General features: G+C 38.0%; 21 protein-coding genes. 13 read left to right on the top strand and 8 right to left on the bottom strand.

The genetic code is table 11. From position 1 onward, the window contains the following. Window positions 1-194 precede the first annotated feature (194 nt). The 4 genes from narQ to ACLKML_RS05075 all read left to right on the top strand — a co-directional run bounded on the left by narQ (window position 195) and on the right by ACLKML_RS05075 (window position 4,271). A complete protein-coding gene (gene narQ / locus ACLKML_RS05090) occupies window positions 195-1,880 on the top strand; it encodes a nitrate/nitrite two-component system sensor histidine kinase NarQ (RefSeq protein ID WP_413282642.1) in 1,686 nt (561 codons plus the stop codon). Window positions 1,881-1,893: 13 nt separating this feature from the next. Continuing rightward, entirely contained in the window at window positions 1,894-2,523 is a 630-nt protein-coding gene (locus ACLKML_RS05085; RefSeq protein ID WP_413282641.1) for a response regulator, read from the top strand. Between the two features lie 379 nt (window positions 2,524-2,902). After that, window positions 2,903-3,757, top strand: coding sequence for a winged helix-turn-helix domain-containing protein (locus tag ACLKML_RS05080; protein WP_413282640.1), 855 nt, complete (start codon window positions 2,903-2,905; stop codon window positions 3,755-3,757). Then, complete coding sequence (locus ACLKML_RS05075) at window positions 3,744-4,271, top strand: regulatory protein ToxS (protein WP_413282639.1); 528 nt, start codon at window positions 3,744-3,746, stop codon at window positions 4,269-4,271. Before ACLKML_RS05080 ends, ACLKML_RS05075 begins: the two co-directional genes overlap by 14 nt. Window positions 4,272-4,375: 104 nt before the next feature. Here the strand turns inward: ACLKML_RS05075 and ACLKML_RS05070 are convergent, their stop codons facing one another. Further along, entirely contained in the window at window positions 4,376-5,317 is a 942-nt protein-coding gene (locus tag ACLKML_RS05070) for a triose-phosphate isomerase (RefSeq protein ID WP_413282638.1), read from the bottom strand. A 408-nt stretch (window positions 5,318-5,725) separates the two neighbouring features. Between ACLKML_RS05070 and ACLKML_RS05065 the strand changes: the two genes are divergently transcribed. The 5 genes from ACLKML_RS05065 to ACLKML_RS05045 are packed head-to-tail and all read left to right on the top strand — an operon-like array spanning window position 5,726 to window position 10,375. Then, window positions 5,726-7,276, top strand: a complete 1,551-nt coding sequence (locus tag ACLKML_RS05065; protein WP_413282637.1) for an ABC transporter substrate-binding protein — start codon at window positions 5,726-5,728, stop codon at window positions 7,274-7,276. Continuing rightward, window positions 7,273-8,322, top strand: coding sequence for an ABC transporter permease (locus ACLKML_RS05060; RefSeq protein WP_413282636.1), 1,050 nt, complete (start codon window positions 7,273-7,275; stop codon window positions 8,320-8,322). Before ACLKML_RS05065 ends, ACLKML_RS05060 begins: the two co-directional genes overlap by 4 nt. Then, on the top strand, window positions 8,312-9,103 hold the full coding sequence (locus tag ACLKML_RS05055) for an ABC transporter permease (protein ID WP_413282635.1): 792 nt from the start codon (window positions 8,312-8,314) through the stop codon (window positions 9,101-9,103). Before ACLKML_RS05060 ends, ACLKML_RS05055 begins: the two co-directional genes overlap by 11 nt. Beyond that, window positions 9,103-9,804, top strand: a complete 702-nt coding sequence (locus ACLKML_RS05050) for an ATP-binding cassette domain-containing protein (RefSeq protein ID WP_413282634.1) — start codon at window positions 9,103-9,105, stop codon at window positions 9,802-9,804. Before ACLKML_RS05055 ends, ACLKML_RS05050 begins: the two co-directional genes overlap by 1 nt. Beyond that, window positions 9,788-10,375, top strand: a complete 588-nt coding sequence (locus ACLKML_RS05045) for an ATP-binding cassette domain-containing protein (RefSeq protein ID WP_413282633.1) — start codon at window positions 9,788-9,790, stop codon at window positions 10,373-10,375. The genes ACLKML_RS05050 and ACLKML_RS05045 overlap by 17 nt, the downstream gene beginning before the upstream one ends. 57 nt (window positions 10,376-10,432) lie before the next feature. Here ACLKML_RS05045 and ACLKML_RS05040 read toward each other — a convergent pair whose 3' ends face one another. The 7 genes from ACLKML_RS05040 to ACLKML_RS05010 form a co-directional block, all read right to left on the bottom strand. Then, window positions 10,433-11,317, bottom strand: a complete 885-nt coding sequence (locus ACLKML_RS05040; RefSeq protein WP_413282632.1) for a PfkB family carbohydrate kinase — start codon at window positions 11,315-11,317, stop codon at window positions 10,433-10,435. A 99-nt stretch (window positions 11,318-11,416) separates the two neighbouring features. Continuing rightward, window positions 11,417-12,076: a nickel pincer cofactor biosynthesis protein LarB gene (gene larB / locus ACLKML_RS05035; RefSeq protein ID WP_413282631.1), complete on the bottom strand. Its 660-nt coding sequence runs from the start codon at window positions 12,074-12,076 to the stop codon at window positions 11,417-11,419. Beyond that, window positions 12,076-12,882, bottom strand: coding sequence for a hypothetical protein (locus ACLKML_RS05030; RefSeq protein WP_413282630.1), 807 nt, complete (start codon window positions 12,880-12,882; stop codon window positions 12,076-12,078). Before ACLKML_RS05030 ends, larB begins: the two co-directional genes overlap by 1 nt. Next, window positions 12,860-14,254 carry a LarC family nickel insertion protein gene (locus tag ACLKML_RS05025; RefSeq protein ID WP_413282629.1) on the bottom strand — a complete coding sequence of 465 codons (1,395 nt, stop codon included), beginning with the start codon at window positions 14,252-14,254 and terminating at the stop codon, window positions 12,860-12,862. The genes ACLKML_RS05030 and ACLKML_RS05025 overlap by 23 nt, the downstream gene beginning before the upstream one ends. Window positions 14,255-14,264: 10 nt before the next feature. Continuing rightward, entirely contained in the window at window positions 14,265-15,698 is a 1,434-nt protein-coding gene (locus tag ACLKML_RS05020) for a lactate racemase domain-containing protein (RefSeq protein WP_413282628.1), read from the bottom strand. A 38-nt stretch (window positions 15,699-15,736) separates the two neighbouring features. Then, a complete protein-coding gene (locus tag ACLKML_RS05015) occupies window positions 15,737-16,606 on the bottom strand; it encodes a class II fructose-bisphosphate aldolase (RefSeq protein ID WP_413282627.1) in 870 nt (289 codons plus the stop codon). Between the two features lie 9 nt (window positions 16,607-16,615). Further along, a complete protein-coding gene (locus ACLKML_RS05010; RefSeq protein ID WP_413282626.1) occupies window positions 16,616-17,515 on the bottom strand; it encodes a PfkB family carbohydrate kinase in 900 nt (299 codons plus the stop codon). 382 nt (window positions 17,516-17,897) lie between these two features. Here ACLKML_RS05010 and ACLKML_RS05005 point away from each other — a divergent pair, with 382 nt between their 5' ends. The 4 genes from ACLKML_RS05005 to manA are packed head-to-tail and all read left to right on the top strand — an operon-like array spanning window position 17,898 to window position 21,988. Next, window positions 17,898-18,917: a TRAP transporter substrate-binding protein gene (locus ACLKML_RS05005; RefSeq protein ID WP_413282625.1), complete on the top strand. Its 1,020-nt coding sequence runs from the start codon at window positions 17,898-17,900 to the stop codon at window positions 18,915-18,917. A 60-nt stretch (window positions 18,918-18,977) separates the two neighbouring features. Then, entirely contained in the window at window positions 18,978-19,487 is a 510-nt protein-coding gene (locus ACLKML_RS05000) for a TRAP transporter small permease (protein ID WP_413282624.1), read from the top strand. A gap of 12 nt (window positions 19,488-19,499) precedes the next feature. Then, on the top strand, window positions 19,500-20,774 hold the full coding sequence (locus ACLKML_RS04995; RefSeq protein ID WP_413282623.1) for a TRAP transporter large permease: 1,275 nt from the start codon (window positions 19,500-19,502) through the stop codon (window positions 20,772-20,774). A 2-nt stretch (window positions 20,775-20,776) separates the two neighbouring features. Beyond that, the gene (gene manA, locus ACLKML_RS04990; RefSeq protein ID WP_413282622.1) at window positions 20,777-21,988 is read left to right on the top strand and encodes a mannose-6-phosphate isomerase, class I; all 1,212 of its coding nucleotides are present in this window, start codon (window positions 20,777-20,779) and stop codon (window positions 21,986-21,988) included. The last annotated feature ends 624 nt before the right edge of the window (window positions 21,989-22,612 follow it).

The following is a 22,612-nucleotide window of genomic DNA, read 5'->3' as shown; positions in this document are numbered from 1 at the left end:
ACGATTAACTAAATAACCATTAATAATTAATATTTAACTTTATTAGATATAACTTTAGTCTAAGATTTGGGGTAAGCTAATAAATACCCACAAAGAGGTAATTAGCTAGTGGACTTGCGCCAGATCAATATTTATTATCGCTTTAGTTCACACAATACTTAATTCTATTGGCAAATTTTACAGGAGAGGAATAATTGCAACGCACTCACGTTTCTGTTACGAAAACTATTGCAAGAGCAATGATCATCATTCTCTTTCTCTCTGTTGTCACAACGGTCATCACTTTGTATGCGCTTTACTCAAATTTAGATGATGCAGAAGCAATAAATATCGCTGGCTCGCTGCGAATGCAAAGTTATCGTTTGGCTTTTGATATCGAGACACAATCGACACTTTTTCACGACCACATTGTCAACTATGAGCGCTCACTCAATGCGCCTACTTTACGAGCAATCGAGAATTGGTTAACGCCATCTTCACTAGTAGAAAACTACCAATTATTACTCAGTCGTTGGCAAGAATTGCAGCCCGCATTATTATCTGAAGATAAGTTTATATATTTAGATGAAGTAGCTTCATATGTTAATCAAATAGATATTTTTGTTTATGAACTACAAGAATTTTCCCAGTTAAAATTACAAATATTATTTATTACTTATGGGTTAGTATTTATATTTATATTGATGGTCGTTTCTTATGTCATTTATTTTTCTCATAGAAAAATTGTTAAACCATTGCGTAAATTGATGACCGCAAGTAAGGAAGTTCAGTCAGGAAATTTTAACTGTAAAGTACATATAAAAAGTCAAAATGAACTCGGCGTATTAGCAAATGCATTCAATGGCATGGCCACCGAATTAGAGAAACATTATACTGGGCTAGAAAAAACCATTGCAGAGAAGACACATCGTCTAGAACATGCAAAAAATTCGCTCGAAGTCCTGTATGGTTGTCAACAAGAACTCTCAAGCAGTCACCTTGGTGAACAAAATTTTAAAACTATCTTATCTTATTTACATGCGACAGAAGGCATCACAGCAGTACGTTTGGTGGTAGAAGAAACACATGCTGAATGGGAACTTCAAGTCGGAAAACCGGATCAATCTAATTGGCATTCAGAACCACTAAAGCTAGATCATGATGTTATGGGTCGACTCGAATGGCAGTTTACCCTCCCATGCCCAGATAAAGAGCTGATCACTAATGTGGCCAAAATTTTATCTCGTGGTATCTATTATAACGATACCCAAAAACAGACACAGCAGTTACTACTGATGGAAGAAAGAGCGACTATCGCCCGAGAACTGCATGATTCGATTGCTCAATCTCTGTCTTATCTTAAAATTCAAACCACTCTACTCAATCGAAGTATTGCTAAGCCAGATATGGGACAGGCAGCGGTAACCGCGAAGGAAATTGATAAACAACTCAGCGCAACTTACACTCAATTACGCGAGTTACTGAGTACTTTTAGGTTAACTATCGGCAAAGCAAACTTAGGCGAAGCTCTCCATGAATTGCTTAAACCACTAGAAGAACAGACTAGCGCTGAGGTAATATTGGATAATACTCTCGCATCAATTTCGTTACGTGCAAACCATCAAGTACACGTAATTCAACTAATACGAGAGGCTGTACTAAATGCGATGAAACACGCTAACGCCTCAATAATTAAGGTTAATTGCCATCAACAAGATCGTATGGTGAATATCAGTGTTGTCGATAATGGAAGTGGATTCTGCACAAATGTTGAGAAAATAAATCACTACGGATTAACGATAATGTCAGAACGGGCAGAACGTTTAAACGGTGATCTCAAAGTAATTAGTAAGCCGGGTGAAGGTTGTACTGTACAACTATTTTTCCCATTACAGATGTAAATTAGGAAAACAAATGTCAAACTGGAATGTATTATTAGTCGATGACCACCCATTAATGAGAAGAGGAGTGAGTCAGCTGCTCTCTTTTGAAGATGAATTTACTGTAATCGCTGAAGCGAGTAATGGTGCAGATGCCGTAGCAACAGCATGCCGCACAGAACCTGATCTTATCTTACTTGATCTAAATATGAAGGGGATGTCCGGGCTTGATACACTCAAAGTTTTACGCGACGAAGGCGTTACGTCTACCATAATCGTATTAACTGTATCGGATAACAAACAAGATATTCGAGCTCTCGTCGATGCTGGTGCCGATGGTTATTTACTCAAGGATACAGAACCGGATGAACTGGTGCATTTATTAAAACAAGCCATGATCACTGGCAGTGCTTACAACGAATATGTACTTGAAGTACTGAGAGATAAATCAGTAAGTGAAGACATGTTTAGTAAACTAACCGACAGAGAACGAGAAATTCTAGTTGAAGTGGCTCGAGGTTTTAGTAATAGACAGATCGCAGATAGGTTATTTATTTCTGAAGCAACAGTAAAAGTTCATATAAAAAGCTTACTGAAAAAACTCAGTGTGAAATCACGTGTCGCCGCAACGGTACTGTATTTAGAGAATCAAGGCAAAGCATAAAGCACGACAATAAACGTGTAGCGTCACAATCCATTCTATCGGTAAAATCAGCCGTCAATAGACGGCTGATTTTGTCCACCAACTCGCCTTTAGTCCAATCAACACTCTTCGCTTTACCCGAATCAACCGAGAGTTAATTTTGGCATACCGATTAATTGACAATATAATCAATAACATAGATTACTAATTATTCTAAATAGAAATGCCAATATATATGTTATAAAACAATAGTATATCTATTTTATTGTACAGCCGTACAATAATGATTGAAATCGATGTTAATCAGAATATACTACTCGAAATTAAAGAATAGAAAGTCTGATATAAAACAGCGATAACTTACTGTTAATTGGGCCATATGAAACTTAAGGGAGTGTTGATGTTTTCCGAGAATAAGTATTTTCTTAACGATAAATATATTTTCGATGCGAGTGCTAAATCTCTTACCATTAGCGGTGGGAGTAACAATACAACCTGGCTAGGAAGTAACGAAAGCAATATCTTATTGGCTTTTATTGAAAGGCCTAACCAGATATTAAGTCGAGATCAAATACATCAACTCGTTTGGACAGACAATGGTTTTCACGTAGACGAGTCAAGTGTTATTCAAGCTATATCCACACTGAGAAAAGTGCTTAAAGATTCAGCAAAAGACCCTGCATATATTAAGACAATTCCTAAGCATGGTTACCAATTTATTGCCAACAGCAAAAAACTTGAACTTGAAGATCACATTGACAATGAAGTCAAAAATGAAGAAAAAAGCGCAACTATAGAAAATATCGAAAAATTAGATAACACCAACGAGACCAGTGATACAACTAATAAAAGGCAGAAAAAATTCTTCAATATAAAAAATATCATATTGCTGTTGATAGTTGCAGGATTAGTACTTACCTTTGCTTTTTTGTTTCCAACCAAACTAGCACAAAAAAAATATGTTAAATTACAACAGGTTGACATCATAAATAATATAAATATTTATGTATTAAATCCGTTCGACAATACTTACAATCTTCAACCTGAAATAAAGCATTGTGTTACTCAACTATTAAACAGCGATTTACCGTCTAGTACTATCGATAAAGTGACAGTATCAAGTACTTCTAGAAATGAGTTGGTCATTAACATGATAGATAAATATTTAAGCAGAAGTATTAGCTATACCTTAATTTCAAAAAATGTAGATATGCAGTCATTTTGTGATACGAGGTTTACTAATGTTAAAAAATAAATTTTTAATTTTCTGGGGACTATTTGTCCTAATTATTATTTTTGCTATTTTTCATTACTCTAATAAATTTGATCAATCTATTTTGACCTCGAAAACGTGGCATTCTAATATGAGTTTTATGGTACCAAGCGAGTATTATGATCAAGCATCGCTGGGTTTAGATAAGCTGTATACCACATCCGTGGTGAGTGACTTCAAGTATCTTAAAGATAAGTCCTATATTCAAAACTCTTTTATTGAAGCTTACGACGAAAATAATAATATTATTTTCACAATTGAAATATCTAACGTTGGTCGTTGGAAATACGATGAACGTTATCTTTTTTTAGAGGCTGGAGAAATTCATGACGTATCATCAATAAGTGAAGATTATATTCAACATGATAATGTCGAAAAGCTAAAAGAACTGTTTCTCATTGATATGTTACAAGTGCGAAAAATCGATATGATAGATAAAAACACCATGTTGATGACATCGGTTGATAACGCATCAAAGCTTTGGATTGCTCAATAAACTAACCAGTAGCATCCTCAAACAACATTCGTTATTGAGGATGCTGACACTTTTCAAATAGCGCTATGATCAACGATAACTGGTTACATTTATTTGTGACTAAACTAAAGTGCACCTTTATAAGTAGTTAATATCTTGGCCAACTCATCCGTTTGAAACCCAATAGGAGCAGTGAAATTAGTAAGCGCGATCAAACCACCATCCAGTGAAGGAATACTCGCCAACATCGCCGCATTTTCGTTTTTCAGCCCGCCACCGTACACCACATCCACTTGTGCAGAAAAATGTTGCTTGACAATATGTTTGATAAATAAAGATATATCTTGTATGTATTCTTTACCTGGAGGCGTTTTTCCCGGTCCAATCGCCCATACTGGCTCATATGCCACAGTGATATTTTGTTCAATATCAGAGGCAGATATTCCGGCTAAACTACTAATAAGTTGTGTTTTTAGAATTTGTTTAGCATTCTCAACTTGGTGTTGTTCTGTACCTACCCCTCGCTCTTCTGAGGTTTCTCCTATACAAACCGTTGTTTGCATTCCGTTAGCAAGAGCACATTGTATTTTCTGATTGATCATATTACTCACCACTTTTGCGGCACGAGTTAAATCAATAGATTGGTTATCTAACTCAGAAAAATAGTCTTGCAAAACCTGATTATAAAAACGCCTTTCCTCGCAATGACCAATAATATTAGCTACTCCACCCAACGTTTTTTGTGTCGATGCCAAATTAAATGTGGTGAAGGCACCAAAATTTCCGCCAATAGAGACATCTTGTGAATGGCAACTTTGCACGCCAATAGATAACTTATTTACACTATCTTGATCATAAGTATTAAGTTTGTTTGTCGCTATTTTTAACAATGCGTCTGGCACGAATAAACTGAGTTCTAAGTAAGGAATATTAATAAGATTTAAAGTGATAATTTGGTCGATAACGTTCTCAATCCAATTAGCAGGATCGGTGTCATCACATACTCCACCGACTGAACGGCTCACATCAAAGCGCTTTAAATTAATAAGTATTTTTTTTGTTTTCATCTCTTTATATCCAACTATTATTTTTACAATAAATAGTAACAACAACTGAACATATAATAGTGACAAGAATCACATTTAATAAATAAGAGATATTGATCACAAAAAATATAATTTATTTTTCATTGAATAAAACAAACAAAACACAAAATAGAAACAGCATTGAAAATGATCAACAATTTTCATGTATATCATTGTATTATAAATAAAATAAAATTTATACATACACTAAATCAGTAAACAAAAATATAAACTGGTCACTTTATAAACCCAACAAAACTGATATGTTTTTTATATATTTAGAATATTAAGAGAACATAACACTTCAATATATGTGACAAATATCACTACTAGTTAAACTAAGTGGGTGCTAATGTAATAACTCAACTTTGATGAATTGGTAAAATTATAATGATACTGCGTGCCACTTTATTACTTTTTCTTATATTAAATTGCGTAGTAGCACTCGCTGCCGATGAAAACCGAACTCTGGTTGTCGCTTTAGGTGAAGAACCTAATATCGGCTTTGATCCAATATTAGGTTGGGGGCAATATGGCGATCCACTGTTTCAATCGACAATATTAAAACGAAACTCTAATTTAGAAATCGTAACTGAGTTAGCTAATCACTACCAAATATTAGATGACGGATTAAAGTGGCACATTAAATTGAAGCAAGGTGTCAAATTTAGTGATGGAAAAGAGTTAACCGCAGCCGATGTCTCTTTTACATTCGATAGGATAAAAACTGGACGGTCGACTCATGACCTATCCAATCTACACCACATTACAGTTAATAACCCGTATTCAATAACATTTGTGTTGAAACAGCCAGACATTACTTTTATAGATAAACTACTTTCAATTGGTATTGTACCTGCGCATTCCTATGGTACGGACTATGCTCAACATCCTGTAGGCAGCGGTCCATATATATTAAAACGGTGGGATAAAGGGCAGCAGATTGTACTCGAAAGAAATGCTCATTATTTTGCTCAACGTCCTCACTTTAAAACCATCATTATGCTTTTTTCAAGTGAAGAGAATAGATTAGCGCTGCTCAATACCAAGCAACTCCATCTTGCTTCAATACCTCAACGTTATGTCGGCTCCGTTCCTGATAGCTATAAAAAAATCGCAATAGTCGCCAACGATAGTCGAGGGATTGTTTGGCCTATGCATGCACCAGGGGGAAAACAACCGGGTAACCTTGTCTCTTCAGATTGGTCTATTCGTAAAGCCGTAACACTGGCGATAGACAAAAATTTATTAGTAGAAAAAATACTAAACGGATACGGTAGTTCCGCCACATCGTTAGCTGATGGCTTACCTTGGGGACCAACAACACAACCTTCTGATACAGAAATAATACAATCTGTAAGATTAGAAGAAATAAACCATATTCTGGCAACAGGAGGATGGATAAAAAAATCGTCAAATGCACCAAGAGAAAAAGATGGCATTAAAGCTGAATTTGATCTCTACTTTCCGGCCGGAGATAGTTTGAGACGAGATTTAGCTATTACCATCGCTGAATTGGTCAAACCAATTGGCATAACTATTCATCCAATTGGTACTAGTTGGGATGCAATAAAAACCAAAATGCATAGCAATCCAGTATTAATGGGCTTTGGTAGTCATACTATATCCGAACCATTCTATTTATATTCCAGTAAAAATGCTGGAAACGGTTGGTATAACTCAGGATATTATAACAACCAACAAGTTGATTTATTGCTGGATAAAGTAAAGCATTCAACCAGCCTTGAAGCTACCTATCCTTACTGGACTCAAATATATAATATCTTAAATCAAGACTTACCATGGACTTGGTTAGTGAATATCGATCATCTATATGCGGTAGATAGCTGCTTAGATCTAGGAAAAACAAAACCCGAACCGCACCAACATGGATGGCCGATAACGAGCAATATTACTCAGTGGCAATGGATATGCGAGTGAAGATATTCTCCTCGCGCACGCCAACATTTACAGGGCGAGTGGTTCCAACCTTTAAAGGACTGATAAATCCAACCTTTAAAGAGCTGCTAAAGCAAGCATTACGAGGGCTCCTCTTATTAGCGTTAGTCACTTTATTTTGCTTTATATTATTAGATGCATCACCAATTGACCCTATTTCTTATTTTAATGGTGGAAATCGCTTTTCCATCACCCCAGAGCAAAGTCATCGTTTACTGAATGAATTTGGATTAAATGACACCGTTTTTGAAAGATTAATGACTTGGGGCTCGAATGTTGCACAAGGCCAACTAGGCTTCTCTTATTCTATGCAGCAACCAGTAATTGAAGTACTGCGAACACGATTACCCCTCACGTTAAATTTACTCTTTATTGCTTGGGTAGGCACACTTGTTTTTGGTTATGTTCTCGGAACAGTTAGCGCCCTATGGGAAAAAAGCTGGCCTGATAAAGCCATCACGTTTTATGCTTGGGTCACCTCTGCAATTCCTTCTTTTTGGCTCGCTATAGTTATCTTATTCTTATTCGCCGTTGAACTGAATGTCGCCCCTGTATGTTGTGCAGCACCACTAGGTGTCTCTCCTCAAGAACTCAATTGGCTTGAAAGGCTCCCTTACCTTGCCTTACCTGTTAGTTCACTAATATTAGCTGGCATGAGCCAAATAATTATGCACACACGAGAAAAAGTACTCGATGCTATCAATAGCGATCATTATCTATACGCTAAGTTACATGGAGAATCACAATGGCGACTATTTCGATTTCATATATTTAAGAATTCTCTTGGACCAGCTCTAATTATCCATTTCGCCAGCATTTCGGAATTAATCGGAGGGTCAGTACTAATCGAATCTGTGTTTAATTACCCTGGTTTAGGCCGAACCTTAGTTACGGCTGGATTAAGTGGCGATGCTTCGTTATTGATTATTTTAGCCATTCTTTCTGCAACCCTTATTTATATTGGAAATATTACTGCCAATATTTTAAACCAGCATTTGTTACCGGAGGGTGCGAACAATGCTAAATAAACAACGCATTCTGTTCGGAATTGCTATTGTTTTTCTATTCATCAACTATTACTTTTTGTTTGCCTCGAAGGCCAGTATAGATCTAAACAATAGGCTAGCTAGCCCTTCGTTTACCGCATGGTTTGGAACCGATTGGCTTGGTAGAGATTTGTTTTATCAAACCGCAATTGGTTTATTTTATAGCCTTAAACTTGGTATTTCCGCTGCCATCTTTAGTGGTATTATTTCATTTATAATGGCTCTGTTAGCAAGTACTTACTCTCCAATGAAGTGGTGCATAACTTTACTTATCGATATACTGCTATCGATTCCGCACTTACTGCTATTGATCGTTTTAGTGTTGGCTTTTCAAAATGGTTCAGCGGGGGTGATTACCGCCGTGGTAATCACACATTGGCCCAAACTAACGAGAATACTGTGCAATGAATTTGACGGAATAAAATCATGTCAATTTGTCGCACTAGCACATCAGTTTGGTCAATCGCCTTGTAAAATTATTTACACACATATTGTGCCATTTATCATTCCTCAGTGGTTAGTCGGCACATTATTAATGGTGCCACACATCATCATGCACGTTGCAGGACTCACATTCTTAGGATTTGGAGTTGATCCAACTCGGCCATCAATTGGCTTGCTTCTTTCGGACGCTAGCCGATATATTATTTCTGGACAGTGGTGGCTAGCCGTATTCCCTGGGTTAGCTCTCATTTCAACATTGTTGCTGCTGTCATGGGCAACACAATATATGGTAGCAGAACTGAAGAGACGAGGAATATAATGCTTGCTGTCAATAATCTTTGTTTAACGGATAGTCACTCTGGCACTTTGTTTAAGAATGTCTCTTTTCAGCTATCCGCCAATGAATGTATTGGTTTTATCGGTGCAAGTGGCAGTGGGAAAAGCCTGCTTGCCCACGCCTTACTCAATTCCATTCCAGCAGACACCTATTTAACAGGTGAGGTTGTTGTAAAAGAGACCATTGCGCTCATGCCACAATCAGCCACTTACTTAAACCCGACCAGTAAAGTTCAACCACAAATTCTTAGACGCCAAAGTCATCGTTGCCAACCTAACCAAAAACAAGCATTTAAACTTACTGAAAATATTCTACAAAAATACCCAGGACAGCTTTCCGGTGGTATGACCAAATTAGTACTAGCAATGATGGCAATAGTGCAAGAAAGTAAATTTATTATTGCCGATGAACCCACAACGGGATTGGATCCAAAACAAGCGAATCTAATATTGGAGACACTATCGTCCTTTAAAAGGCACGACAAAGGCGTAATTATCATCAGCCATGATATATGTGAATTGGTTGAGCATGTTGATAGAATTATTGTCTTTTTACAGGGTGAAATCGTCGATATTACTGATAAAAAACAACTAATCAGCGGACATTGCCATCCTTACACTAAGAAACTTTGGCAAGCATCGCCAAAAAACTGGGGCAATAGTCGTTATGATAAAACTGCTTAATGCCACTTATCAGCACTCATCAAATATTATTCATATTCCGAATATTTCACTTAATCGTGGTGATATCGTCGGGCTTTTTGGTGTCAGTGGATGTGGGAAGTCAACCGCCGCTTCTATTTTAGCCGGAATGAGAAAGCCTTCTACGGGTATCATGTCACTGCCTATAAAACGAGACAACGAAAATAATCCGCTACAGTGGATCACTCAACAACCCGAATTTGCGTTTAATCCACGATGGAAAATAAAACGCTCGCTAATGGAAAGCGGTAATATTTCCCTGCCTCTACTGCAAAGGTATCTTGTTGAACCAAGCTGGCTTGAAAAAAAACCACATCAACTCTCTGGTGGGGAATTACAACGAGTTAATATTGTCAGAGCACTCACTCAATCAACTCAATTCCTTATTTGTGATGAAATAACAGCTCAATTAGATCCCATTACACAGCAGCATATTTGGAACAAGTTAATAGAAGATATTCAAGAACGACAAATAGGAACCATCATTATCTCGCATAATATTTATCTGTTACGACAACTTTGCTCAAAAATAATTTACTGGTCGAATAACTAATTAAATTCCTATTTATTTAATTAGTTAGTTAGTTAGTTACCTTCATTCATAAATTAATTACATAACTAATTCTTTTATATTATCAATATTCTTAAGTTGTCGACTACCAATAAATTCACAGCTTAAAGAGGCAATTTCACTGGCTTTTTTTATAGCGATTTCAAAATCATCACCGCGACCAATACACATAGCGAGAATACCAATAAAAATATCACCTGCACCGGTACAATCTATTTCGTTGACTTTTTTAGCATCAAGGCTGGCATAATTATTTTGGTAGAGCCAAGCACAACCTCGACTACCCAAGGTCACAATTTGATTGCCGCCAATTTTTTTTCTGGCTTTTGAAAGTGCGCGTTTGTGGTTTATGTCCGAGGTCATACTCAGTAATGCGGGATGGTTGAACACCGCAAAATCGGCAAGACGCAGAAGATCTAAAATCGAATCATTGTAAAAACTTACCCGAATAAAAGTTGGGATCCCCAATGATTTAGCTCGCTCAAACAAGACTTTAGCCCCTTCAAACCAAGTAAGATCAGCAACAACTGCCGAAACGCCCTGCAATTCTAAATTGAAAAGAGACGATGTTTCTTTAGGCATAGCTGGGTCATTGAAAACATAAATTTGTGATGAATGATCTTCGGATAAAATAATCGTTGCAATTGAAGATTGGGCATGATCATAGACTAAGTTTTGCCCCATATTGACACCGTGGCTAATTAGTTCAGAAATGATTTGTTTGCCAATCATATCATTGCCAATACGCCCTATAAAATCCACATCCCCTCCGCAATCAGAAATCGCCACAGCGGCAGTCGCTGCAACACCACCACCATTAACAGTAAAGTTACTTGCGTAAGATTTGGATGCTCTTAACTGCTCGGCAACAACAGTAAATGTTTGATCCCAAGTGGCATTTCCTAAACATAATATTTTATTCAATTGTCTACTTCTTTTTTTGTGCGCGCTCAAACAATTATCTTACAATCTATAAATAAATAGAACCAAATTATAATGATTATTTCACAGCATAATATATATTCAGCTGGTATTAAGTTGTTTTATTATTTTAATTGCAGCACACGCGGCACCAAAACCATTATCAATATTTACTGTCAGCAAGCCTGATGCACAACTACCTAAACAAGAGTGCAAAGCCAAGTGCCCTCCTTCTGATACGCCATAACCTACCGAAGTGGGTACCGCAATAATAGGGTTTGCAATCAACCCTGCTAGAACGGTTGGCAATGCAGCCTCCATCCCAGCAACCGCAATAACTAGTCGGGCTTTTTTAATCTCTTCTAGTTTTTCAGTTAACCTATATAGCCCTGCCACACCAATATCTTCAAAAAGTGCGTACGAGACATTGTGATGATTTAGTGTGGCTGCTATTTCTCTGCATACCGAAGTATCCGAGGCTCCACCAGACACGATCACTACTTGATAAGGTCCGTCCGCTTTTGTCATTTTTCCTAGAACGGCAACCGACCCTATTGAATCAAATTCCAACAGCTGTTGAGTAGAAGCGGCCAACTGCAAAAATTTCGGTTCGGACAACCGTGTGAATAGCAGTTTGTGCCCAAGCTTATCGGCCATTTCAACTATTTGATCAATTTGTTGAGCGGATTTGCTTTGACAAAAAACGGCTTCCTCAACACCACACCGTTCTTTCCTAGCGTAATCCATATTAATCGCCGTCATTATACCGCTCCTACAAAGGCGCTGCCTCGTTGATACTGAGCCATCTGTACTGGTAAATTAACTTTATGGCTAGCGGCCAAAAATTGCGTCTGTTGCGTAACCGTTTCTTTTTCAACATCACTTAGCAGCGCTAATGTATCACTGTCAATCTCAATAAGTAGTTGTTGTGATAAAAAACGACAGCGAATATTTTCCGTTTGGATGGTTTTTCTGATCATGCTTTCTACATCGTTAATAAGAGCCAGTTGATCGGGTAATATATATACGCCGGTTTCAACTCGACTAGATAAACATGGCGAAGCAGGCAAGTCAGAAAGATCGTCCAGTTGATAGTATCGTGCTATTGCGCGAATACTATTTTTATCAATTTTATTGTCGACATAAGGATGCACTACATTGTTTTCTTTCGCAGCAATAAGTCCTGGTCGATAATCGGATAAGTCGTCTAAATTAGTCCCAGATAAAACTTGACCAAAATTAAGTGCATTGAGCGTACTATACAAACAAGTCTTACAGTGATAACAACGGTTAACTGGGTTTTTTAAATATTCTTCTTTATTCATTTCACCCGTTTCGACCAATTTTAGGTTCCAACCATATTTTTTCGTATAATCCATTACTCTTTTGGTATCTAACTTAGGTACTGCTGCAGAAGTAGCATGCACCATTTGTGCATCCGTGCCTATTGCTTGATGAGCAAGGTAAGATAACACCATGCTATCAATTCCCCCACTAACGGCAATAGTGACTTTTTCCAATGTTTTTATTTGATCAGTCAGCGATTTAATTTGCTTGGCAATGTTCATTAAACGTCTCCTCTGCTTGTTGTTCAATTGCACGTTTCAGTTGAATACGGCCGTTATAATTTGTTGCTACGGTATCTAAATGATCCGCTTCTAATTTACTAGAGAATGAGCCATCAGGTCGGCTCACGGTTTTTACTCTGTAAGAAACATCATTATGTGTTACTCGGTGCTCCGTTCTATCTAAACAGACTCTGTCGCAATACCAATAGCGAATACCAATAGTGGATGTTGTGTTTAAAATAGTTTCAATAACTTGGTCTAGATTTGTCACTTTTGTTAATACAGTTAACGTGTTAATAATTCGGTTTTTTTTTCCATGTGAAGTCATTTCCGTGACTTCTAAAACACCTTGCTGCTGACGAATTTGTTCTCTTGCAACAGCAAGCATCTCATTGGTCATATCATCAATATCGCATTGAATATTAGCGATTTTTTCATTTTCTATCAGCGTATCTGATTCGAGCAAGCTGGCTCGCAATACATTGGCTCGGTCTTTAAGTTTCCTCGTACCAAAGCCATAACCCATTGCTTTTAATATACCGCTTGGGGCATGTTGTTTGGGTAACAACCAAGCTAATATCGCCGCGCCTGTTGGCGTAATACGTTCACCAGAATTACCATCATCTTTAAAACGAAAACCTAATAATAAATTCATGGTCGCAGGGGCGGGAACGGGAATATTACCATGTGCACATTTGACGGTTCCTCCTCCCCATGGAAGGTCGGACATGGACCAGCTATTCACTTCAGCATGGCTAATTAACCATGCTGCCGCCACGATGTCGGCAATACAATCCCATGCGCCCACTTCATGAAAAGTGACATTTTCAACCGATTGATTGTGAACTTTTGCTTCTGCTTCTGCCAAAAGTTGAAAGATGCCAATCGCGTTGTTTTTGGTTTGTTCATCAAGGTCACTTTCATATAAATATTGACGAATAAACGACCAGCTATGATGTTCATGGTGTTCATGGTGTTTATCATGTTCATGGCCATGGCCTGTTTCCTGACTATGATCTGCATGTTGGTGATGATGATGGTGATGAGCGTGATGCTGAGAAGAAGGATCAGTATCGGTGTGGGTCTGAGCATCAGTGTGGCTTTGGGAGTGAATATGATTAAGCTGCACCATAAACCGCTTACCATTTAAACCCATATCAGAACCATGCTTAGCATAAATAGCAACATTCTGATTGGGTTTTAACCTGTTTATAACCTTGAGAAGTGGCTTTTCTAGATCAGGAAACGTATCTAACATAGCCGCGACAAACATATCGCCAGCAATGCCACCAATTAAATCGAGATGAATATGCATTGGAACCTCAATTAATTTTATTTTGCTTCTCAAGTCGCCACCAAAAAGTGGCGACATTGAATTAACGTTATGATTCTTTACTTCCCAAATGCATTGCTGCACGTGTAAAAGCGTGTGGTAAAGCCAATATATTCGGATTGTCTCCCGTGTAACGTTTTGCATCTTCTAATGCTTCTTCAAACGTTGCTCGTGTTTTCATTCCCATTTGTCTTGCTAAACCCGGCTCCTGAGCTCCTACGATATAAGTCGCTAAAGTATTCATTTCTGCAATATGCCCGCATGAAGTCATAGAAAAACCATGGAATGGGTGATATCCATAATTAAAACGATATTTCTTAATCATTTCTTCATCACGAGCAATGTATTCAATATGTTTATTTATATCGACAAGCGTATTACAAGAATCGCTTTGGAATAGCTCAAACAGCTTTCTATAAGATGGAAACTCCTCGTCATGAAAATAACCATTGCACATCGACGAACAAATAATCACACACCGGTCAGACATCACTCTCTTGTGCCTAATAATTTGAGCTCCAATTGCTTGCATCATTAAAATTGGATTGGTGCCGTGGCCGTTCCCGTAATGAAAATTTTGCGGCATACCGAACACCATAATGTCATATTTCTTAGTGGCCCAATTCACATACGTTCGCTTATCAGCTTCTGCAAAACAAAGTGGTTGAATAGCCTCACAGCTTCCAGCATAAACAGCAATTTGCTTAGCAAACGTATCGAGCACCGCATCAACTGTGAAGAAATTTCTTCCCATTCGTTTTTCCATATATTTGCCGATTTGGTCAAACTTGTGGCGCATTAAACTTTTACTTGATACTGGTGCAAAATCGGCTCTGTGCATCACTCTCGGAATGTGATGAGAAGCGATACATTCCCAATTCGTAATGCCAGTCGCGCAGTGTTTATAACCACCCGAATACCCACCGTAAGGGTTGCCTAAAGTATGGCCAATCATGACAACCAAATCAGATTCAAATACAGTTTTGTTCATTACCACTTTGTCGCCGTATTCATTACGGCCTAAATCAACTAAGTTATCCCAGTCTTCACTATCGTGATTTACAACTTGTCCTTCCCAATAAAAGTTGTTGAATACCTGCTCACCGAGAATATCTCGAATTTCCTGTTCGGTGTTTTTCCGATGCAGACCATTGCTGCAAATTAACATGATATCTTTTCTATCAACGCCCGCTTTTAAGCACTCTTCAATCACGATTGGAATGGATATTCTCCGGTGTGCTGTCTCATGACAACCGCCTTTCACACGGTCAGGAAACACGATCGTTACTTTCGAACCGGCCTTCACTTGCTGGGAAATTGGTGGCATACCATGAGGATTCAAAATAGCGTGTTTGGTTGCTTCAATAGGATCCTCTAACGCTTGCGGATCTTTAACTGTTTCTCCAGGAATAAAAATATCGGCTTCATCTGGTAACTGAGCGGACATATAACCAGGACCATATTCAAAATCGACGACTTGCATACTATTACCTCTTAAAATAAAGTTTTGGAGACTGATTATTACGCTTTGCCACTACTACCAAATACACGCATGATGTGCGCGGCATGACTCTTGGTAGCATTAATCGCTGGTAGAATAATTTCGTGGTAATAAGCTTCATCGTTACGATTCAAGACCGCTTTACATGCGTTGCCTACATCATGAGACATATTACTGAAGTAGTTGATTTTACTAACACGACAATTGATTGCTTGGCCGTAAACACTTTCATCAAGGCCCGAACCACCATGCATAACAAGTGGGATAGAAGCCTTTTCGCTGATTTCTTTTAATCGAGCAAAATCCAGTTTTGGTTCTCCGTGATACAACCCATGAGCAGTACCAAAGGCAACGGCTAACGCGTCTACACCTGACTGCTGGGCAAATCGCATCGCTTCATCAGGATCTGTTAACTGGTCTTGCTCAACTTCAGTCGCTGCTTGAACTTGTTCTTCATCACCAGTTTCGGTATTACCAACTTTGCCTATTTCCGCTTCTACAGAAGCACCAAAATATTGTGCAAGCTTGACAACCAGTTGAGTATTAGCCAGATTTTCTTCGAAAGGTAATGCAGAACCGTCATACATGATCGAAGAAAAACCAAGTCTCAGCGCTCTTACGCAGGTTTCAATATCCTTACCATGGTCAAGGTGAATAACAACCGGAACGGATGCTTCCTGAGCCATTTTAACCATTACTGGCGCAATGATTTCAGGGGGTGTTAAACGAAATTGTCCCTGGCCTAAATTGATAATAATGGGAGAGTTTTCTTCTTCCGCCGCCGCAATTAAACCTCTCAATAAATTAACGTCAATTGCATTAAAGCTACCAACCGCATAACCTTCTTTTTCTGCTTTGTGTAGCACGTCTTTAAGGGTGACTAAAGCCATCGTAATATCCTATATATTCTGTGAGTTAATGAACTTAATTGTTTGTTCGATAGTTGGAATTCCAGCACGACCACCAATAACCGTGCATTTAAGTGCCGCAACAGCGTTGGCAAACCTGATAGCCTCCGCTCCTTTATTTCCTTGTGCTATGGCAAATGAAAGTGCACCATGAAATACATCACCGGCCCCGGTGGTATCAATGGCCTTAACTTTGTAAGCTGGGATATGATGTAAAATGCCTTGATCAAGCCAATAGCAACCTTTGTCGCCTTGAGTTACATAGACAATTCCATTGGTATAGGTTTGAGCAATTCGAAGTGATTCTTCCAAATCAGATTGACCAGAAAGAGAGCATAATGCTGGATAAGAGAATGCCACGTGGTCAGTAAGAGCAATCAACTTCGCAAGTGATTCCCCTCCTAAATCAGCATCGATGACTGAAGGAATATTTAACTCTCTAGCAAGAGTGAGTAATTTTTCGGCCCCTTCATTCCAAGTACAATCACAAAGAACGCAATCCACATTTTCAAGTAATTGTGCTGTGATCCAGTTTGCATCTCGAGGTAAGTTTGGATCTCGATGTACCGTTATCTGACGCTCGCCATGAATATCAACATGCACAACAGCGTTGCTTGTGGTGTGATCAGGAAACGTTTTTAAATGGCTGGTATGAACATTCCAGTCATTTAAATCTTTCTCCACCAATTCTCCAACAATATCTTGGCCAATGCGTCCAATAAACTCAACGCTCGCACCAAGTTTAGAGGCAGCAACAGCAGCCGTTGCGGCCACGCCTCCCCCTACTTCAAGATAATTAGATGAAAAATATTTTGTCGCCTGCGATGGGATTTCATCAACAGAATAAATTCGGTCCCATGTCGCGTTACCTAAACATAAAATTTTATACATATGATTCTCTCAATTTTTATATTGGGAGAAACGAAAACGTTTTTAATCAGCACCTTTATTCTGATGCTATTTATTTATTTGATCAATGCCTCATTATCAATAAAAGAGACATTCATCACGTAATATATTTTAACTTCATATTAAACAGCAAGTTAATTATTAACAATCAGATTTACCACCACCTTAATATTAAGTGATCTAGGTCTCACTTAATATTATCGTGACCATTGTCACTCTTATTATTAAACCCAAAGAGTAATCTAATTGCATCAGAAGCGAAAACGAAAAAATATTTACTAGTATTAATATGAGTAAATATATCAGCACACAAAAAGCATTTATAGAATGCAAATAATATATAAATATCAAAAGGACTCTACACATGAAAAAAGTATTCACCGTACTTGTAACGTCAATAGCAGTTTCAATGGCAACCAATGTATTTGCCAAAGATAATATATTAAAAATTGCCGGTACTACTCAGCTAAATACTCCACATTCTCAAACCATGGTTGCCTTTAAAAATAATTTAGAGAAACTATCCAATGGTAAAATACAAGTACAAAGTAGTTTTGGTGGTGCCATGGGAAATGACACTCAACTATTACAGAAAGCACAGATTGGTAGCCAACTTCAGGCAGCTCAAACCTCTGGTGCAAACCTAGGGACCGTAGTTGGTGCCTTTAAAGCCTTTGATGTTCCATTCCTCATTAATGGTCCAAAACAAAGTATTGAACTGTTTTACCCTAACGGAAAATTATCTGGCGAAATCGTTGATAATCTTCAAGAATTTTTAGGCAAAAAAAATCTGCACCTCTTATATTCAATGCCTTTTGAGTTCCGTGGAATATTGAGTAATGATAAAGAAGTCCGTACGGCAAAAGATGTTAAAGGAATGAAATTCCGCGTCACACCAAATCCTGTCGAACGCGGTATCGTTGAGTCTTGGGGAGCAGGTGGTACCACCATGGGTATCTCGGAAGTTTACACATCGTTACAAACAGGGATCGTCGATGCATTAGCCATACCTCCAGTAACCGCTCAGGCTTTTGGTTTAAATGAAGTCGCTAAGACATTTAATAATTTGAACTTCCAAGCTCACCCAACATTCGTAGTTATTAACAAAAAATATTGGGATAAATTATCAAGTGATGACCAAGCCCTTATTGAACAAGCCGCCGATCAAGCAGTAATGGAAACGGCTCAAATACATTACGATGCGTTAGAAACCTCGTTTAAAGCATTTGAAGACGAAGGTGCCACCGTCATACAGCCAACACCAGCAGAAATCGATACATTTAAAGCAACAGCAATCAATGCCGCTATTCCTTTGGCTTCAAAAGGATTAAGTGATAAAGAAGTGAAATTTATTGAGCTAATAAAAAACTCGGCTTCTAAATAACTTCTATTCTCTCTTAGCCATCGCTAAGAGAGAATATTTTGATGTTTACTTGGGGTGTATATGTTTATTAAATTTATTCGATTTTTAGATCGACACTTTGAAGAAGTTTTATGTTCAGCAATGATCGGCTATATAGCGGTTGCACTCAATATAGAAGTATTTAATCGGTACGTACTGTTTTCCCCTTCAGCTTATACTGATGAAATAGTTCGCATGTTAATGCTATTTATTGTTTTTTTAGGCGTTCCTTGGGCAGTAAAGCAAGATCGACATATTGTCATTGATTTGTGGCCACAAGATTTATCTCCAGATAGGAAGTTTATCCTCGATCTCATTTCTAATGGTTTGTTCTTAATATTTTCTATTGTCTTTCTGTCAGCCGCAATGGAAGCGGTAGAGTTTCATAAAATGTTAGAAAGTAGAACTGAAGCATTAGGATTTGAATATTGGATACAATTGTCAATTTTACCATTCAGCTTTTTTCTGACTTGCATTCGTTTAATTCAAAAAATATATCAATCTTGGATTGAATTCAGAACCTCTAACGAAAAACATGAAATGGCATCATAAGGACGAACTATAATGGATTTTCAAATTGTTTCTCTAGTTATTGCGTTTATCGTCATGGTAATAGTTAGAGTGCCTGTAGCAATCGCGATAGGCATCATTTTAGTATTATATAACTGGATATTAGATCTTGAGTTATTTGAAATGGCTCTCGATAGTTTCCAATCAATCGATAGCTTTCCCTTACTGGCTATTCCTATGTTTGTACTAGCTGGTACTATCATGGCTACCGGAGGAGTCGCCCAGAGAATACTCGCCCTTGCGGATGAATTCTTTGGTCATATGTATGGCGGGCTTGCTGTCGTTACCATAATGACCAGTGTTATATTTGGTGGTTTATCTGGTTCTGCGCCGGCAACCGTTGCTGCCGTGGGTAGTATTACGATTCCTGCGATGATCAAACAGGGTTATAACGCTGGGTTCGCTGCTGGTGTCGCCGCTTGTTCTGGTGTTATAGCCATTATCATTCCACCTAGTAATCCGATGATTATTTATTCATTAACACAGTACGCTACTTCAGTGTCTGATATGTTTCTTGTCGGTATTGTTCCTGGTTTGTTACTAGCCTTTGGTATGGTTATACCGGCTTGGTGGATATCTCGCATGAACGGATGGGGAGCGCATAGAGACAAAGGGACTCTCCAATCTAGATGGAAAGCATTTAAGCATGCTCGTTGGGCAGTGTTCACTCCTGTAATTATCTTAGGTGGTATCTACTCTGGTATTTTCACTCCTACCGAATCAGCAGCAATAGCGTGTTTATATGCTTATCTTGTTGGGGTTTTCATTCACAAGGATCTGAAAATAAAAGACACAGGTAAAGTATTATCTTCTGCTGCGATGATCACCGTTGTTGCTATGTTTTTAATGACATTTGCGACCGCTTTCGGCAAGGTTTTAACCTCACAAGATGTCCCTACCATTATCGCTAATATGATGTCAGACAACATTAGTACTATGGTCGGATCATTATTAATGATCAACGTATTCTTACTGTTTGTTGGCTGTTTTATGGATACCTTAGCGGCAATTATTATCTTAACGCCACTGCTGTACCCGTTGCTTTCTCAATTCGGGATGGGCGTGTATCAATTCGGTATTATGATGATTATCAACCTTGGTATTGGCTTTGTGACGCCTCCATTTGGCGGTAACTTATTTATCGCAAATCAGTTGAGTAACACATCAGTCCCTCAGGTATTTAAAGGAGCACTACCTTTAGTTGTGGGTATGTTGGTTGCCTTAATTTTAGTCACTTTTGTACCTTTCATTTCAACAATGTGGTTATAACTATGAGTATTACTTATCCAATAATTGGCAAACCAAGAAAATATGCATGGGGTGGTAAAAGCTATATTCCTCATTTATTTAACATCGACAATGCTGAACATGAGACCTTTGCTGAATGGTGGCTCGGTGCGCACCCTGACAATTCAGCAACCTTAATAAAGAGCGATGGTTCTTCGTGTGACTTTTTAGATTGGCTACAAACCGATGTTACAGTACAACATCCTTCAGAACGGGATATCGACTACCCACTGCCTTTTCTGATGAAAGTGTTGGATGTAAACGAAATGCTGGCAATTCAAGTCCATCCGACCAAGCAACAAGCTCTGGACGGTTTTGCTAGGCAAGATAAAGAAGGTATCGCAAGAACAGCGCCTGAACGCACCTACCGTGATCGCAATGATAAACCAGAAATGATGGTCGCTTTAACCTCTAATTGGTTAGCTCACGGTTTTAGCGACGCTGATACTATTAGCCAAAGGCTGAATCGTTATCCATGCTTCAATGAACTGGTTAAACAACAACAAAGACAAGGAACCGAGAGTACGTTTGAATGTTTAATGACGTCGAACCAAGATGTTATCGATGAATTACTGGCGCCTCTAATGGCAATACTGCAAGAAACTGAATCATTATCAGTTAATGAGCCAGAATATTGGATAAATAAAGCTTACTTCATAGATCAGTCAGGTTATGACCGAGGTTTATTAGCATTATTTTTTATGAATATCGTTAATGTACTTCCTGGACAAGGTATTTATCAAGATGCTGGTATTCCACACGCTTATCTGTCTGGTCAAAATGTTGAGCTAATGGCGAATTCTGACAATGTAGTCCGAATAGGTCCAACCAAGTTACATGTCGATATTCCAGAGCTATTACCGCTTATTCGTTATGATGTGGTCGATCCACACATACTCACACCAATAACGAGTACGGACCAACCTGGCATTAGCGATTACGTACATAATGGGAGTAGCGCATTTAAATTAAAAAAAATTGCTGTGTCCGATCAAACACAAACTATTTCTTTCCAAGCACCAGTCTTAAGTTTATTTTTAGTAATCGAAGGTAAGATAATAATAACGAATGATACCAAAGATACCGTATATGAAGCAGGCCAATCCTTTGTGCTACCTTGTCACACCCAGCTAGAGTTATTAGCTTCAGATGACTGTGTTGCTTATATAGCAAGCTACGGAGGCAATGTCGTTTAAAAAAACCTATCAATAACCTCATTCAAGAAGCTAACAAAAAATGAAGTGTATAAACGAGACAGTTTTACACTTCATTTTCGGGCTTTAACACTAACATCTTAAACGACAAAAGCTTATGTTAGCCTTTTTGTTGACATCGACGATAATAACTAGCAAAACCTAACACAGTAATAGGACCCATTATCTATATATCTGCTATAAGCTAATGTCACTTCTCAAACTAATCCTGTCACAATTCTCGTATGTAAACACCACAAGAACACTCATCTAACTCACCTTTAGAATATTCAATAAATCTATAACCTAATAGTTTTTAAAATCAAAAGTTATCTCTCTCTTCTCCATTCAATGTTTCTACGCAGGTTACACACTCATTCTAAAAATAGCTGACAGCAAATATCATTTGGATTTAATATCACACATCAACCTCTATTCTCTGGATAGAAAAACAGTGTATTTATTACAAAGAATGGCAATAGAAAAACGTCAAGTCATAAGAAGTATTTTTATCAAAATAACGTGCTCGCTCACGTTAATACATCTCAATTTCACTAGGCTTTAAAAATGGGATCTAACACTTAGATTTAACAATTAAAGATTTGTTATAGTATTGTAATATAAAAT

The sequence above is a fragment of the Vibrio sp. MA40-2 genome, from assembly GCF_047302445.1.
Lineage (GTDB): Bacteria > Pseudomonadota > Gammaproteobacteria > Enterobacterales > Vibrionaceae > Vibrio.
Note: the sequence above shows the minus strand (reverse complement) of the source record. Positions and strands in the feature narration are given on the sequence as shown.

Bases quoted from the DNA above. Each gene is read 5' to 3' on its own strand.
- ACLKML_RS05085 (WP_413282641.1), top strand. From the start codon at position 1,894: ATGTCAAACTGGAATGTATTATTAGTCGATGACCACCCATTAATGAGA.
- ACLKML_RS05080 (WP_413282640.1), top strand. From the start codon at position 2,903: ATGTTTTCCGAGAATAAGTATTTTCTTAACGATAAATATATTTTCGAT.
- ACLKML_RS05075 (WP_413282639.1), top strand. From the start codon at position 3,744: ATGTTAAAAAATAAATTTTTAATTTTCTGGGGACTATTTGTCCTAATT.
- ACLKML_RS05070 (WP_413282638.1), bottom strand. From the start codon at position 5,317: ATGAAAACAAAAAAAATACTTATTAATTTAAAGCGCTTTGATGTGAGC.
- ACLKML_RS05065 (WP_413282637.1), top strand. From the start codon at position 5,726: ATGATACTGCGTGCCACTTTATTACTTTTTCTTATATTAAATTGCGTA.
- ACLKML_RS05055 (WP_413282635.1), top strand. From the start codon at position 8,312: ATGCTAAATAAACAACGCATTCTGTTCGGAATTGCTATTGTTTTTCTA.
- ACLKML_RS05050 (WP_413282634.1), top strand. From the start codon at position 9,103: ATGCTTGCTGTCAATAATCTTTGTTTAACGGATAGTCACTCTGGCACT.
- ACLKML_RS05045 (WP_413282633.1), top strand. From the start codon at position 9,788: ATGATAAAACTGCTTAATGCCACTTATCAGCACTCATCAAATATTATT.
- larB (WP_413282631.1), bottom strand. From the start codon at position 12,076: ATGACGGCGATTAATATGGATTACGCTAGGAAAGAACGGTGTGGTGTT.
- ACLKML_RS05030 (WP_413282630.1), bottom strand. From the start codon at position 12,882: ATGAACATTGCCAAGCAAATTAAATCGCTGACTGATCAAATAAAAACA.
- ACLKML_RS05025 (WP_413282629.1), bottom strand. From the start codon at position 14,254: ATGTCGCCACTTTTTGGTGGCGACTTGAGAAGCAAAATAAAATTAATT.
- ACLKML_RS05020 (WP_413282628.1), bottom strand. From the start codon at position 15,698: ATGCAAGTCGTCGATTTTGAATATGGTCCTGGTTATATGTCCGCTCAG.
- ACLKML_RS05015 (WP_413282627.1), bottom strand. From the start codon at position 16,606: ATGGCTTTAGTCACCCTTAAAGACGTGCTACACAAAGCAGAAAAAGAA.
- ACLKML_RS05010 (WP_413282626.1), bottom strand. From the start codon at position 17,515: ATGTATAAAATTTTATGTTTAGGTAACGCGACATGGGACCGAATTTAT.
- ACLKML_RS05005 (WP_413282625.1), top strand. From the start codon at position 17,898: ATGAAAAAAGTATTCACCGTACTTGTAACGTCAATAGCAGTTTCAATG.
- ACLKML_RS05000 (WP_413282624.1), top strand. From the start codon at position 18,978: ATGTTTATTAAATTTATTCGATTTTTAGATCGACACTTTGAAGAAGTT.
- ACLKML_RS04995 (WP_413282623.1), top strand. From the start codon at position 19,500: ATGGATTTTCAAATTGTTTCTCTAGTTATTGCGTTTATCGTCATGGTA.
- manA (WP_413282622.1), top strand. From the start codon at position 20,777: ATGAGTATTACTTATCCAATAATTGGCAAACCAAGAAAATATGCATGG.